Origin of the sequence: Polaribacter sp. PL03 (genome assembly GCF_033875165.1) — a bacterium.
In the GTDB taxonomy this organism is placed as follows: Bacteria; Bacteroidota; Bacteroidia; order Flavobacteriales; family Flavobacteriaceae; genus Polaribacter.
Genome location: NZ_JAWZSV010000001.1, coordinates 608,630 through 624,600, shown reverse-complemented (window position 1 = coordinate 624,600; position 15,971 = coordinate 608,630). Strand labels below are relative to the sequence as shown.

The window sequence follows — 15,971 nt, the reverse complement described above, 5'->3', positions numbered from 1 at the left end:
GGTTAAAAAGGTATTAACACAAATTTAACTATTTTTTTTAACAAAAATTAACGAATGTTAATCTTTTTTTTTAAAATTAATAAAACTCTGGTATTCAATGTATTTATATTCGATAAAATGCTTTAATCCTTCGCTAGATAGACTTTTTAACTAGTTGTTAGAGTTGGGTATAGAGTCCTTATCTGTTTCATTTGCCATAAAAACCTCTGCTTTATTTGTTATTATTAATTCTACTATTGTTACGGTTGCAGCTAATTTTAATTCTATTATTTGATCTTTAACAATTGTTAAAGCACTCAAATCCCAAATACCCGTTGCTGCTGTATATGTTGTATTTGTTGGTATTATGCTTGATGCAGCATTATACGTTAAACCTGCAGGTAACAAATCTTTTACTTGAACACCTGTTGCATTTAAACCGCCTTCATTTTTTAATTGTAATGTAAAAACAACTATTTCTCCTTTTTTTATTACTGATTTACCTACCGTTTTTACAAGGTTTAAGTCTATAAAACAAGCATTAGAGTTACTAGAATCTATTACAGCCGGTGTTGTTGCTTGCTCAAAACCGGTACTGTTTACTATTGGGTTTCCTTCTGCATCTGATGTAGTTCCTAAATTATTTGAACTTCCACCGTTACTTCCTCCTATAAAATTTAGTACTTGTGTAAGCTGTATATTTCCTGCACCTTCAGCTGCGTCTGGGCAACCATCGTTGTCTGTATCTGTATCAAATTGATCTATTATTCCATCTAAATCAACATCAAATCGATCATCAACATTGTCTGAGTTTGAATCTAAAAAACCGGTTGTATTCGAATCATTATAATCTAAAACCCCATCATTATCGGTATCTAAAAGTGGGTTTGTAGCATTATTTTCTACAGTATCTAAAATACCATCATTATCATCATCTAAATCTGTTGCATCTGGTACACCATCATTATCATTATCACTATCTGTAGTATCTCTATAATCTACATCTCCTCCTGCAACACCTAAATCATTATCTTCATCTGGTAATGCGCTTGGTGTAATATTACCATCTACATCTGTTCTATCTGTAGTTGCATCTGTAGCATTATCTAAACCATCGTTATCTGTATCTGTATTAGATAATGTAATTCCTGCTTCAATAGTATCTGTTATAGAATCTCCATCTGAATCTGTATCTAAATAATCTGCATTTGCATCTCCATCTGTATTAACAGGTGTAATACCTCCTGCAAAATTAACAGGAACACCATTACTATTTACTGCTGTATTTACTGCAACAAAACCAGTAGTAGATTGTGCCTCTACATTATCTGGAATTCCATCTCCATCTGAATCTAAATCCCAATGATTCATTATACCATCTAAATCGAAATCGAAACGATCATCTACACCGTCTGAATTTATATCTACAAAACCAGGAAATTGAGGATCTATATAATCTGGAACTGTATCGCCATCATGATCTCCATTCGGATCAAATGAACCTAATTCTACTGTATCTAAAATACCATCATTATCATCATCTAAATCTACGTTATCTGAATACGTATCATTATCTACATCACAATTTGGAACCGTTATTGATGTACTTGGAGACGTAATTTCTTCTCCATAAAACCACGTATTTAACACCCTTTCATTACCATAATCATCTAATGTAGAACCTGTAGCACTACCTTTAGCTCCTGGTAAGGCTGGGTTATTTACGGTATTATCTCCCGGAGGATTGTCTCCGTTCCATTTATGAGTAGGACCTAACTGACCATCTTCTGGCGCAGATTTATCTAAACCTCCAACGGTATTATTGTTCGTTGTTACAACAATATTAGAATCGTCCCAATACATTTTTCTATTAGACAAAACAGGTGCTACAGAGTTAATTACCAATCCATTAGGGTTTAACTCAGCATCTATCATAGGCACACTTGTTCTACCTCTTAAACTTGTTAATGTTGCAGAAGATGTTGTATTTCCCAAAACAGGGTTACCAAGACCATCTATACCGTCCCATGGTATTACGATATTACCTTTTGGTTGATTGAAAGCTTGTACAATGACATCTTTAGTATTTTCTTGATAACCAAATACACCATTTAAATCTAATATAATATCTACATCTCCTACCGCTTGTGTTTTTACCGGAATTAAATAATTACCAGGACAACCAAATATTTGGCCTACAGAAACCGGAGGAACCGTAGAGCCAATAGGAAAAGCAGCTGTATCTGGCTGGGTAATAAAAACAGGATACCCGTTTAATAATGCTGGTACAGAATTACCTGTAGTACCACCATAAGAAATAGATTTTCTAGTAGTTTCCCAAACATTACCCGTAGCATTATCATCATTTACAATTCCGAATTTATTCATAGATAATAAATAACCAAAAGGTCTAAAACCTTCCTGAAATTCTACCGTTACAATTATTTTATCATCTGTATATCCAAAAAATGTTCCTTTAAAATCGAAACCAATTGCAGGTACAAATGTTGCAGGATTATAAGTTATAAAACCCCATTTCTGAGAAAAGATACGCCCTTCTACTCTGTTATTTGAAGCATCTGAAACCGTAAAATCAAAATAAGGAATTACAATATCTACACCAGCTGTAGTTCGTGTAAGACCATTGTCATTACTTTTATATATTTCTATATAATAATCTCCGTCTGCCGTAGGGTTAAATGTTATAGGCGTATAACCAGCAGGTACTAACCCTCCTATATTTGGTCCTGCAACTGCTTGGTTATAAGTACTAATATAACCTGTGCCAGATGTATTAAACCTAACTGGAGCGCCAATAGCTGTACCAGCAGCATTCTTTATTTGATAATATAAATTAGTACTTAACGCTAACGGACTTCCGTTTCTTTGTCTCGGGTTAATACCAAAATATAAATTTTCTGTTGTGTGATCTAAAATTCTAAATTGTAATCTTTGAGATGAAGGTGCATTTAGATATGGCCCATATTGCCCATTATCTGTAATATACATTGCTACACCATTATTAGCATCTGGCATAACTTGTTTTGTACCGTCTGCAAATAAGTTACATAAAAATAAAAAATAAAAAAGTATTAAAAGTAATATCCTTTTACTCATGTTTTAATTTGTTTTTTCTTAAAATAATCTTCAAATATAATTAATTAACCGTGTAAAAACGTTTACGTATAACAGAATTCGATTAAACGCTTTATTTCCACGTTAAACGACCTCTTCTATTAATTATTAGAGTTAGGAACAGAATCTTTATCCGTTTCATTTAAGAAAAAAACCTCAGCTTTATTTGTCTTTATAGATCCAACTGTTGTTATTACAGCTGCTATTTTTAATTCTATTGTTTGGTCTTTAACAATTGTTAAAGCACTCAAATCCCAAATACCTGTTGCTACTGTATATGTTGTATTTGTTGGTATTATACTTGATGCAGCATTATACGTTAAACCTGCAGGTAATAAATCTTTTACTTGAACACCTGTTGCATCTAAACCTCCGCTATTTTTTAATTGTATAGTAAAAATTATTATTTGTCCCTTTTTAACAAACGCTTTATCTATAATTTTTAAAACACTTAAATCTACTGCACAAGTATTTGAATTTGTAGCATCTGTAACTGCTGTAGTAGTAGATTGTACAAACCCAGTTGCAGCTATTCTTGCTACAATAGGACTACCTGTTGTATTTGAACTTACTCCTAAATTTTGAGAACTTCCACCTACACTTCCACCAATTAAGGTGGATAAATCTCCAGCTTTTATTGTTCCTGATGCTTCCAATGCATCTGGACAACCATCATTATCTGAATCTGTATCCAAGAAATCTGGAATCCCATCTAAATCTGTACTTATTGCAACTTGCCCTGTACCTGCAGATGTAGGGACGCCATTAGTAGCAAGATTATCTGTATTATTATTTGAATCATCTGCTTTACCATCTTTATTGGCATCTGTACCACCAGATTCTATAACATCTGTAATACCATCATTATCTGAATCTAAATCTAAATGATTCGATTTACCATCGCCATCTGTATCACAAGCTAATTTGTGTTCAAAAACAACATCATCGAATCTTGTAAAAGAAGTTGAGTTTTGATTATTATAAATATAGAATCTAAAATAATATGTTGTTCCTGCAATTAAAAAAGCATCTGAAGGAATATTATAAGATAAATACCCATTGTTTATCATGTCATCTACATGAAAGTCTTGAAACTTTATTGTTGGGTTACCAAAATTAGGATCTGTATCCATTTCTAATGTCATATCAAAATTACCATATGCACCGTCTGGAGAATTGTTACCTGTATACCAACCAAGGGTTAGTTGTTCTGTCCATAAATTTACAGCTGGAGTATATGACACTTCTACATAATTACCAGCAGCTTTAGCAGAAGAGAAATTACTTTCATTTGCATTATTAAACACATATGTATATTGACTTCCTGTTTCATTTAAGGTACCAAAAGAAATATTTGCTGCAGAAGTAAAATTTGAATTATTTACAGATTCTCTATCATTATAAGTCGCATAATCTGAGTTTCCACTATTAGTACCTACTGTTGCATTACTAGGTGTTTCTGGATCATTGTGCATCCATTCTACTCTTGTTTTCAAGCATAACTCTTCTGTATCTAAAATACCATCATTATCGTCATCTAAATCTACCGAATCTAAAAGACCATCTAAATCTGTGTCTAAACAATAGAAGTTATTAGAACTATCTATTACCGCTGCAGAAGTTCCTCTATAGCCGTTACTATTTAAAACAAGACCTTTATTAGAATAACCACTCCCATCTACTTCTCCATTATTATTAGTATCTGTATAACCCGCTTCTTTAACATCTTTACAACCATCATTATCTGAATCTGTATTTAAATAATTTGGTATACCAACTGTAGTTTCTGTTGGCACTAAAACTACACCAGAACAATCCGCTCCTCCTGAAGCTGCAATTGAATATTCTACACCATAAACTAGTAAATTATAATCGTAAGTTTGTATTTTAATATAATCTGTATTAGCATTTATTGTATACGTATAAGTTGACGGTCCAGTACCACTAACACTATATTCTTTATAATTATCAAATCCATTTCCCATAGAGTCAGTTTGTCTTAGTCGAGCATTTGCACTACCAGACGCAGTTCCTAAATACATGGTTAAGACTGTTCCTGAAGGTAATGTGCCTGCAAAATCTAAAACAATAAAAAACGGATTAGATCCTGGCCAGCCAGTTGGCCCTTTTGCAGAACTACTACCAGGAACCCCAATAGCATTACTTATATCTGTAAAATGTTGAAACGCTGTAACAGCTGTAACGTAATTTGTTGACGCAGATGATGCAGGTGTTAGACAAGTATTATCATAAATATCTGCTAAACCATCATTATCTAAATCACTTGTATTATCTACAGTTCCATCATTGTTTGAATCTGTACCACCAGCTTCTAAAAGATCATAAATACCATCATTATCTGAATCTAAATCTAAATAATCTGGAATCATATCTACATCTGTAGTTGTTGGCATTTGTCCTATTCCCGCAGAACTTGGCACTCCATTTGTCGTAGGAGAAGTACCTACAATGCCATCTGCTTCGCCATTATTATCGGCATCTACACCACCAGACTCTATTACATCTGAAATACCGTCATTATCTGAATCTGAATCTAAATAATCTGGAATACTATCTAAATCTGAATCTAGACAAGAAGGCTGAGACAAAGCTACATTATCTATTAAAACACCAGATTGCCCTAAACCTAAACTTGTAGACTGTATAATAATTTTAATAGTTCCTGTTGCGGTAGGTAATAAGTTTGTTGTATAAGTATTCCAGATTACTGCAGACGCCCTAGAACCAACTACACCAGGACTAGCTATTGTAGCAATATTATTTGGTTCTAAGGTTGCTAATAAAATGGGGCCATCACCATAATCTACTAAAACCTCTGCTTTAAATAAATTTTCTACAGAACTATAATCTACCGAAAAAGAAACCCCTAAACCTTCTGTAAAACCTGAATATGTTTTTTGAATACCTGTTGCGTTTGGCGTACCATATAAATCGATACTTTGATTGCCTTTAGAAGCATTAAAAAGATCAAATATAATATCAAAACTATTCGCATCAGTTACCGTCCAACCTTCAATACTATTTTGAGACAAATACGCATCTACTTCACCATCATTATCCCCATCTGGCCTACCATTAAGAGCATCTACACCTAAAATCTGAATAATTGGCGCTTCAAATGAATCATTAAAAGACAGCCCATCTGAACACTCAACAGTATCTAATATCCCATCATTATCATCATCTAAATCATCTATATCATCAATACCATCTCCATCCGTATCTACTCCAACATATATAACCGATTCACTTTTTAATAGTAAATTTTTAATTTCAGTAGCGTCTACTTTTATTATTTCAGAAACAATAGACCACTCTTTTTCTGTTTTTATAGCGTTAAAATATTCTTTTATTGGTAGTGCGAAAAACTCTTTATAAATAACTTCTGGTTCGATTGCTTTATCTACAACCAAAACATTAGAGGCTGCTAAACTATTTAACGAATACACATCATTAATAATAATTTTCTGAGCATTGGAGACAAAGGGGAAAAAACATATAGTGATAAAAAACACCAAGAAATAAATTAAATTAAATCTTTCTGTTTTTATTTTCCTTTGAAGAATAAATAATTTTATAGAAGAAAGGTTGTTCATTAGGCTTTTTTTTTTACAAAAACCTCAAGAGCAAATTAAGAATTATCGAATAATAAAAAGATTTTTTTTTATTAACTATTAAAACCTTGCCATTGGGGGATTAGACAACTTTAAAAATTAACTATTATATTATAAATATAAATACCTGTAAATAAAACAATTAACCATATTATAAATATAGTTAAATAAAATCAGTTTATTTATTTTTATTTAAAGTAAATTAATCTGAACTATTCGGATTAGAATCTACATCTAATTGTTCAGTTTTAAAAACCTCTGCTTTATTAAAGATTAGAGTTTCTATGCTTACAACTTTTGCTTTTATTTTTAAAACAAAAACAGCATCTTTTAGTATCTCTTTTGATGAAAAATCCCAAATACCTGTAGTAGCATTATAAGTAGTGTTTATAGGTATTACAGAACCAGCTGAAACATATTCTAAACCGCTTGGAAGCAAATCTTTTACCTGTACATTAGTAGCTGTATTGGGCCCTTTATTAGTAATTGTTAACGTAAATAAAACAGTCTCATTTAACTTTACTATGGGTTTATCTACCGTTTTAGTAAGTGATAAATCTATCTTTTTTGATACAATTGTAAAACTTTCAACCAAATCGTCTGCAGAATCATTGCTATCTACTTGGTCTTGTGTATTAGAAACTACATTTGTAAAGGTTCCTTCTTGTGGCTTGTTAGGCACTTTAGAAACAAATTTTAAGGTAAACAACTCACCTGCTTCCATGTCTCCAATCGTCCAATCTGGACTAGACCAAGTACCTTGACTTGGCGTAACACTTATTAAATCTAGTTGTGTTGGAAAGATATCTTTAATAACAAGGTTTGTAACTGGGTATAAACCAAAACTTTGCACTGTAACCGTAAAATTAACGATATCTCCATCGGTAATTGGCCCTGTAATATCAGAAGTTTTTTTAATTACAATATCCGGATCACAATTATAAACATCTACTTTTTTAGAAGAATAAGAACAGGTTCCTTCTGTAACTACCACATTATATTCTCCAATTCCTGTAGGTGTAAATATTGGAGAAGTTGCACCCGCAATTAACACATCATTTTTATACCATTGATATGCATCAAAACTCTTAGTATCTTCTTCTAAATCTCCCGCAGGAAAACAGCCACCTCCGGTTATTTGAACTCCTACGACTGGCACTGTATCAAAACCAGAAAAGTAACCTGCTAAACCTGCATTTTGCCCTAAACTCATAAAAGTACCAACTGCAATTGGGCCAGTAGAGGTAACATCTATTTCACCTGTTAGACCTGGCACATAAAAAGTTTTCCAGTCTGACGTTCCTGATGGGAAAATTGGTGTTGGTAGCGCGACTAACACTCCGTTTTCTCTTACCTTTATATTAGTATTCGCTGTTAATGTAGAGGCAATTATAGTAATTGCAGAAATATTAGAAGAAGTTCCTGCTATTTGATCGATGTCAGAAATTTCATCCATTAAATTAGGCAATAAACAATTTACGGGTGCTATAAAATTCATACCAATTGTTTGAATTTTATTACCTGTAGCACCTTGTAAACATTGGTATGCATAAGCATCTCTAGTAGTAGTTACATACATACTTGCACCAACATTAGTAGAAGAATAAAAACTACCAGGTATTTCTAAATACTCACCATCATTAATAGTTCCCACTAAAGTTCCTCCAGCAAATACTTGTGTACTATTTTGCGTAGCTACAATTATAGGAAATTCTGTTTCATTAGTTCCGTTTGCTCTTACAAACACATATTCTCTACCAAGGTTCTCTACAGCAACTGGCTGATCTATACCAGCATCTCTACTTTGGTTACCAATTCTAATACCCACATTTAAACCTCCATTACTAATAACAATAGGTTTAGTAGACTGAATTTTTGCACCCAACCAACCATCTATATTAGCTGCAGTTTCATTTTTTGCTGCTTCTAAAACAAAAGATTGTCCTTTATTTAAGGTAATTGTTTGTGTATCTGCAATAATACCGCCTCTTGCATTTCCTTTTCGAAATTTACATTCGGTATCGTAACCAGAAACAGTTACCACTGTACCATCTTCTGTAGCCATCATTCCTAAGCTTGTAGATAAACTAGAATTTGTAGCTCTATTAGGAATACCTCCCCATCTAAAATCTGTTCCTTTTGCCTTACTTCCTTTTGATGTTAGAGAACCTGCTTGTGCCCCAGATCTTCCTCTATAATTTACATAAAATTTTTGTCCTCCAGGTGAAATTATTCGAAGTCCAGAACCAGATAAAACTTCACCTGTATTTACATTTGTTACTAAGGTAATATTATTGTCTCCACTACTTAAACCATTCGAGTTATCGAATATTTTACCAACACCTTTTGCAAGACCTGTAATTGTTAAAAACGGCGTTGTACTAGTTCCTTTATATATTTCTATAGGAAAAGGAGTAGTTACTGGTGTAGAAAAATAAACTGCTTGGTCTTTAATTGCTTGATTATTAGCCACTTGTTTTAATGGCGGTAAGTAATGTTCGTTATCTAATTGTGCGTAACTATTAGAAAAACTAAGCATTATTATAAATATAACTACAAAGCTATTTAAAGGAATTAACCTAAGAAGTACTATTCTTTTCTTTTTCAAAATAATATTTTTGGGGGAAATTTATTAATCTTGATACATTTGTAATAGAATACTAAATTACATTTTTTTATTTAAAAATATAGATACAGTGATAAAATGATTGTTAGACTCTAAAAAAACATCTTATTTACATACCTCTTTCTTTTTTTATTCTATCATAAGATTCTTGGATACTTTGAAACTTTTCATTTGCTCCTTTTAAGTGTTCTTCACCTAAATCTTGTAATTTATCTGGATGGTATTTTTTAACCATTCTTCTATAACCTTTTTTAACCTCGTCATTAGAAGCTTCTTTAGTAATTTCTAGAATCTTATAAGCATTATCGGACTCGTCATAAAACATTGCTTTTATAGAAGTATAATCTCTATCGTTTATGTATAAATAACCTGCAATTTTTCTTATTTCTTCAACTTCACTTTTAGATACGAAGCCGTCTGATTTTGCAATACCAAATAAGAAATGCAGCAATTGTAAACGAGATGCATGTGGCATATGACTTCTAATTTGCATACAAACTTGTCTTGCAGAAACTTCTTTTTTTACAATACCTTTAAAAAGTTTAAACGCACTCTTTGCGCGCTCTTCGCCATACATTCCTATAAATTGTGTTCTTACAAATTCTAATTCTTTTGGGTCTATTTTACCATCTGATTTTATAACAATAGAGGCTAAGACCAACAAGCTCATTTCGAAATCTCCAGATTGTGTATTACCTCTTTCTGTACCTATGCTGTCTTGGTATTCTCTTTGTTCTTTTGTTAAATCTTCTTCAGAAAAACCGTCTACAAAACTACCTATTGCAAAACCTATTGCTGCTCCTATTGGGCCACCAAAAGTAAAACCTAATCCTGCTCCTAACCATTTTGTAAAACTTGCCATATATTTTTAATTTTATGAATGGTAAAGATACAATGTTTGAAAGTTCTAACCTGAAAAAGGTTGGATTTTGCATGAGGGATTGAAGCATTTGTTTGAGCTCTTTTTGGAGGAACGACAAAAAAGCGAGTGCGGAAAGCCCGACTATTTTTAAAAAAAGTGTAGTGCAACGAAACTTTATTTTTTTAAAAATAGGCATGCCCAAAAATAAGATGTAGAAGAACGCTGTCTTTAAAAGGTTTTTCTAGCATCAGTTTTATTGATGTTTCTATCGAAACTACCTTTTTTAGTTTGTTGAATTTTGATAAACAAATACCTATCTTTGTATTTTAAAAATAATAATTATGTATCCAGAAGAATTAGTAAAACCAATGCGCGACGAGTTAGTAAACGCTGGTTTTGAAGCATTATATACAAATGAAGATGTTGATAACGCAATGTCTAAGAAAGGAACAACTTTAGTAATGGTAAATTCAGTTTGCGGTTGTGCAGCTGGTACTGCTAGACCAGGAGCAATTGCTTCTTTAGGTGCAGAAAAAACACCTACTAACTTAACTACTGTTTTTGCTGGTGTAGAGAAAGAATCTACACAGAAAGCACGTGAGTATATGATTCCTTTTCCTCCGTCTTCACCTGCAATTGCATTGTTTAAAGATGGTAACTTAGTACACATGTTAGAAAGACATCATATAGAAGGTAGATCTGCACAAATGATCGCTCAGAATTTAGCGCAAGCTTATGATGAGTTTTGCTAGAATCCTTTTAAATTAAAAGACTTTAAAAAAAATCCACTCTATTATGAGTGGATTTTTTATTTTTACTAAAAATAATCTCATGTCACTATCTACATATACCAAAGAAGAATTATTAAAAAAATTAAAATCTCAGAAAGCAATGTTTGCTATTAAGAGTATTGTTATTCTTTTAATGATTGTTTTTGCAATCTTTTCTACTGTTGAAAACGGACTTTCTTTTCATACCTTTTTACCTTTATTTTTTATTCCTATGAGTGTTTATATGTATAATGAAATGAAAAAAATAGAAAAGGAATTAACACTAAGAAAATAATTATGAACAAAGAAAAGATTATTACAGCTACTATTGCTTTTGTAAAAGAAGAATTAAAAGGAGCTGAAGGTGGACATGATTGGTTTCATATAGAACGTGTTTTAAAGAATTCTATTTTAATTTCGAAGGAAGAAAAAGTAGATGTTTTTGTGGTTTCTTTAGCGGCACTTTTACATGATATTGCAGATCCTAAATTTTATGATGGTGATGAAACTGTAGGACCAAAAGTAGCTACTAAGTTTCTTAAAGAGCAAGAAGTTACAACCGACATTATAGAACATGTTGTAAATATTATTAATTATATTTCTTATAAAAATTCTTTCGAAAGAGGCGTTAAGAAATTTACCTCTAAAGAATTAGAAGTTGTACAGGATGCAGATAGATTAGATGCAATTGGTGCTATTGGTATTGCACGTTGTTTTAATTATGGTGGTTTTAAAAACAGCGTTTTGTATAACCCAGAGATTATTCCTAATTTAGAAATGTCTAAAGAAGAGTATAAAAAAACAGAAGCGCCAACAATTAATCATTTTTATGAAAAATTATTATTGCTAAAGGATAAAATGAATACTGTTTCTGGAAAAAAAATTGCTGCACAAAGACACCATTTTATGGAATTATATCTAGAACAATTTTATGATGAATGGAATGGTGCTAAATAAGTTTTACTTATACGTATTTTAAATCTATAAGTTAAAGCTATTAAAAAAGAGCTTTTTAAATCGCTTTAAATAGAGTTTAATTTTAATTTAATACAATTACAAGTAGATTAAATTTTAAAAACCCTAAAACACCTTATATTAGTTATTAGGCTTTTTATTATTATTTAGCTGCACTAACTTTGTAATTTTGTTTTTTAAACAAAAAAAATGTCTTAGATGTTAGTTCATCTAAAGACATATTAAAATTTAAGTCAGTATAATTTTTTGACTTCGGAATTTAAAATTTCTTCTATTTTATATTTTACGCTTTTAACTTTAATATTTTTACTGAACAAGGTTTAACATTCCGCTTCTATATTTAGATGCAGATTTACCTGTAAATTCTTTAAACAATTTATTAAAGTGAGAAAAATTATTAAAACCACACTCAAAACAAATATCTGTAATACTCATATTACTTTCTGTTAGTAATTTTGTAGCATGTACAACTCTATACTCATTTACTAATTTTGTAAATGTCTTAGAAGTTGTTTTCTTAAAAAACCTACAAAACGCAGGTACAGTCATACTTACCAAACTTGCAATTTCGTCTAAACTTATATGCTGATTAAAGTTCTCATTTATATGTTTAAAGATTACATCTATTTTACTACTATCTTGCGGTTGTGTTTCAAAAGCAAAACCATCTGCATTTAATATTGTATAATCGTCTGTTAAAGCTAACTCTTTTAATATATGTAAGAAAGAAATAATTCTAGTTGGCCCTTCTAAATCTGCTAGCTCTTCTATTTTAGCACCAATTCTTTTCTTTATCTCTATGTTAAAACGAATTCCTTTTTTAGCGCGTTCAAAAAGCTGCTCTATAGCAACCATTTCTGGAATCTTAAAAAATTCTGCTCCTAAAAATTCTGGTTTAAATTGTATTAATGTTTCAGAACCATTGGTTGTTAAACGATCCATAAAACCTAAGTGTGGTAAATTAGAACCAATTAAAACTAACTGGCTATTATTAAAATAGCTAATATGATTTCCAATATGCCTTTTTCCTTTTCCTTTATTTACATAAACAATTTCAATTTCTGGGTGAAAATGCCAGAAAGCCTTATTCTTCTTTAAAAACTGAACGTGTTTCTTAACTAACAAAGAACTACCAAAATTTGGTGTAATTTTCTCTAATGTCGGTTTTGTTATCATTTCAAAATAATTTTATGGCAAAATTACAATACTAAAAAGAAATAAAATATATAAAATTAACTTTATTATGCACTAAATTAACTTAATGACAATTCAACACCAACTAACATGATAATTTAGCACATATATTTGTCAATATTGATGTATAAAAAAACTTAAATCTGTTATAAATTTGCAGTGTACATTTTTATAAGCTTAAAAAGCTAACATAAATAATTACTTTACAAACGAAAAATGAGACCTTTTTATAGGGTTTAGTAAAAATAAACAACTAGTTAATTGTTCATCATATTACTGCTATAATATGATGTAAAAAGCGAGCCTAATAAGGCTCGCTTTTTCTATTTAAAAAACCTACAACACATATACATAGTATATAAAATTACCAATATTATATACTATATTAACTCATTGTTTTTTTACCATTTTTAATAATGATAATATAGAACACATATTTATTAATCTAGATGTTTTCCGCCTTCTAAATCTGCCATAAATTTGTAGTGTCGAAAACAAAGAAATAAACAAGATGAAAACAATATTTAAAAAGTACCTAGTAGTAACATTTATGATGTTAGTAACATCTATAAACTACGCAAACGAAAACACTGCTGTTAAAATAGTAGACGGTAAGAAAGTAAGAATAGAATTTGAAACAGTAAAAAAAGGACATACATTATCTATTAAAGATAAAAATGGTACTGTAATATATAGCCAAGAGATTGAAAACTCTGGTACATATTCTAAAGTATTAGATTTATCTAAATTAGAAAAAGGATATTATACAACAGAATTAGAAAAAGATTTCGAAATTATTATAAAACCTTTTACTGTTTTAGATGGCCAAGTTTCTTTTGATGAGGAAAAGACCATATTTAAACCAGTTATTAGAGCTGAAAATAATTTAGTACTAATTTCTAAATTAGCTTTCGATAATCAACCTTTAAAAATAGCTATATATTATAATGATGAAGTTATTTTTTCTGAAACTGTAACAGATGAAAAAAACATTTTAAAAAGAGTTTATAAATTATCTAAAGAAGAAAAAGGAGATTATAAAGTTGTTATTAATAGTAATAATAGATCTTATATAAAAGACTTTAATATCTAAAAAACAATTAAGTATTCATTAAACAAACATTTAAATTTAATGTAGAAAGCGAACCATTTATGGTTCGCTTTTTTTGTTTACAAAAAAACCAAATATGTGTAATTACCTTAAAAATACACTAAATTAACATTAAAATAACTTAATGTTTTTTAATAATGATAATATAGAATACATATTCATTAATTCTGATGTTTTCCATTTTCTAAATCTGCCATAAATTTGTAGTGTTGATAACAATAAATTTGAATAAGATGAAAACAACAATTAAAAAGTATTTAGTAGTAATAGTTATGATGTTAGTAACATCTATAAACTACGCAAACAAAAACACTGCTGTTAAAATAGTAGACGGTAAGAAAGTAAGAATAGAATTTGAATCAGTAAAAAAAGGACATACATTATCTGTTAAAGATAAAAATGGTACTGTAATTTATAGCCAAGAGATTGAAAACTCTGGTACATATTCTAAAGTATTAGATTTATCTAAATTAGAAAAAGGAAATTATACAACAGAATTAGAAAAAGATTTCGAAATTGTTATAAAACCTTTTACTGTATTAGATGGCCAAGTTTCTTTTGACGAGGAAAAGACAATATTTAAACCAGTTATTAGAACAGAAGATAATCTAGTTCTTATCTCTAAGTTAGCTTTTGACAAGCAACCTTTAAAAATAGCTATATATTATAATGATGAAGTTATTTTTTCTGAAACTGTAAAAGATGAAAAAAATCTTTTAAAAAGAGTTTACAAATTATCTAAAGAAGAAAAAGGAGATTACAAAGTTATTATTAATAGTAATAATAGATCTTATATAAAAGATTTTAACATCTAAACAAATAGTTAATTGCTCATTAAACGAACGCTTAAGTTTAATGTAGAAAGCGAACCATAACTGGTTCGCTTTTTTTTGTTTACACAAAAAAAAATACACCTAATTACCTTAAAAATACACTAAATTAACATTAAGTAAACACATGTGTTTTTAATTAAGGTAATATAGAATACATATTTATTAATTCTGATGTTTTCCATTTTCTAAATCTGCCATAGATTTGTAGTGTTGATAACAATAAATTTGAATAAGATGAAAACAACAATTAAAAAGTATTTAGCAGTAGCAATTATTATGTTTGTAACATTTACAAACTACGCAAACGAAAAAAACACTACTATTAAAGTAATAGAAGGTAAAAAGGTTAGAATAGAATTTGGAGCAGTAAAAAAAGGGCATACATTATCTATTAAAGATAAAAATGGTACAGTAATTTATAGCCAAGAAATTAAAAACTCTGGTACATATTCAAAAATATTAGATCTATCTAAATTAGAAAAAGGAAATTATACAACAGAATTAGAAAAGGATTTCGAAATTGTTATAAAACCCTTTACTGTATTAGATGGCCAAGTTTCTTTTAACACAGAAAAGACAATTTTTAAACCAGTTATTAGAACAGAAGATAACATTGTGTACATTTCTAGAATTTCTTTCGATAAAGCAGCTTTAAATGTATCTATTTATTATAATGACGAACTTATTTTTTCTGAAACTGCAAAGGATGAAAAAACACTTTTAAATAGAGTTTACAAATTATCTAAAGAAGAAATAGGAAATTATAAAGTTGTAGTAAACAGCAACAACAAATATTATAGTAAAAGTTTTAAAATTTAATAAAATAAAAGTTTAAAATAAAAAGCGAACCT

Annotated in this window: 11 protein-coding genes; 6 read left to right on the top strand and 5 right to left on the bottom strand. The window is 30.1% G+C overall.

Features of this window, described 5'->3' with window-relative positions; genetic code table 11:
• Nucleotides 1-150 precede the first annotated feature (150 nt).
• From SHK09_RS02780 to SHK09_RS02765, 4 genes are all read right to left on the bottom strand, one after another.
• A complete protein-coding gene (locus tag SHK09_RS02780) occupies nt 151-3,096 on the bottom strand; it encodes a DUF11 domain-containing protein (protein ID WP_319809246.1) in 2,946 nt (981 codons plus the stop codon).
• A 119-nt stretch (nt 3,097-3,215) separates the two neighbouring features.
• Entirely contained in the window at nt 3,216-6,731 is a 3,516-nt protein-coding gene (locus SHK09_RS02775) for a hypothetical protein (protein WP_319809245.1), read from the bottom strand.
• 220 nt (nt 6,732-6,951) lie between these two features.
• Nucleotides 6,952-9,357 (bottom strand): DUF11 domain-containing protein, encoded by a 2,406-nt coding sequence (locus SHK09_RS02770; RefSeq protein WP_319809244.1) that lies wholly within the window; start codon nt 9,355-9,357, stop codon nt 6,952-6,954.
• A 127-nt stretch (nt 9,358-9,484) separates the two neighbouring features.
• On the bottom strand, nt 9,485-10,237 hold the full coding sequence (locus SHK09_RS02765; RefSeq protein ID WP_319809243.1) for a TerB family tellurite resistance protein: 753 nt from the start codon (nt 10,235-10,237) through the stop codon (nt 9,485-9,487).
• 341 nt (nt 10,238-10,578) lie between these two features.
• On the opposite strand from SHK09_RS02765, the gene SHK09_RS02760 reads away from it, so the two are divergent.
• From SHK09_RS02760 to SHK09_RS02750, 3 genes are all read left to right on the top strand, one after another.
• Nucleotides 10,579-10,989 (top strand): BrxA/BrxB family bacilliredoxin, encoded by a 411-nt coding sequence (locus SHK09_RS02760; RefSeq protein WP_319809242.1) that lies wholly within the window; start codon nt 10,579-10,581, stop codon nt 10,987-10,989.
• Between the two features lie 79 nt (nt 10,990-11,068).
• Nucleotides 11,069-11,302, top strand: coding sequence for a hypothetical protein (locus SHK09_RS02755; RefSeq protein WP_319809241.1), 234 nt, complete (start codon nt 11,069-11,071; stop codon nt 11,300-11,302).
• A 2-nt stretch (nt 11,303-11,304) separates the two neighbouring features.
• A complete protein-coding gene (locus SHK09_RS02750) occupies nt 11,305-11,964 on the top strand; it encodes an HD domain-containing protein (protein ID WP_319809240.1) in 660 nt (219 codons plus the stop codon).
• Between the two features lie 324 nt (nt 11,965-12,288).
• Here the strand turns inward: SHK09_RS02750 and SHK09_RS02745 are convergent, their stop codons facing one another.
• A complete protein-coding gene (locus SHK09_RS02745; protein WP_319809239.1) occupies nt 12,289-13,158 on the bottom strand; it encodes an AraC family transcriptional regulator in 870 nt (289 codons plus the stop codon).
• 529 nt (nt 13,159-13,687) lie between these two features.
• On the opposite strand from SHK09_RS02745, the gene SHK09_RS02740 reads away from it, so the two are divergent.
• The 3 genes from SHK09_RS02740 (at nt 13,688) to SHK09_RS02730 (ending at nt 15,939) form a co-directional block, all read left to right on the top strand.
• Nucleotides 13,688-14,269: a DUF3244 domain-containing protein gene (locus SHK09_RS02740; protein WP_319809238.1), complete on the top strand. Its 582-nt coding sequence runs from the start codon at nt 13,688-13,690 to the stop codon at nt 14,267-14,269.
• A 251-nt stretch (nt 14,270-14,520) separates the two neighbouring features.
• Nucleotides 14,521-15,102 (top strand): DUF3244 domain-containing protein, encoded by a 582-nt coding sequence (locus tag SHK09_RS02735; RefSeq protein WP_319809237.1) that lies wholly within the window; start codon nt 14,521-14,523, stop codon nt 15,100-15,102.
• Nucleotides 15,103-15,354: 252 nt separating this feature from the next.
• The gene (locus tag SHK09_RS02730) at nt 15,355-15,939 is read left to right on the top strand and encodes a DUF3244 domain-containing protein (RefSeq protein ID WP_319809236.1); all 585 of its coding nucleotides are present in this window, start codon (nt 15,355-15,357) and stop codon (nt 15,937-15,939) included.
• Nucleotides 15,940-15,971 lie beyond the last annotated feature (32 nt).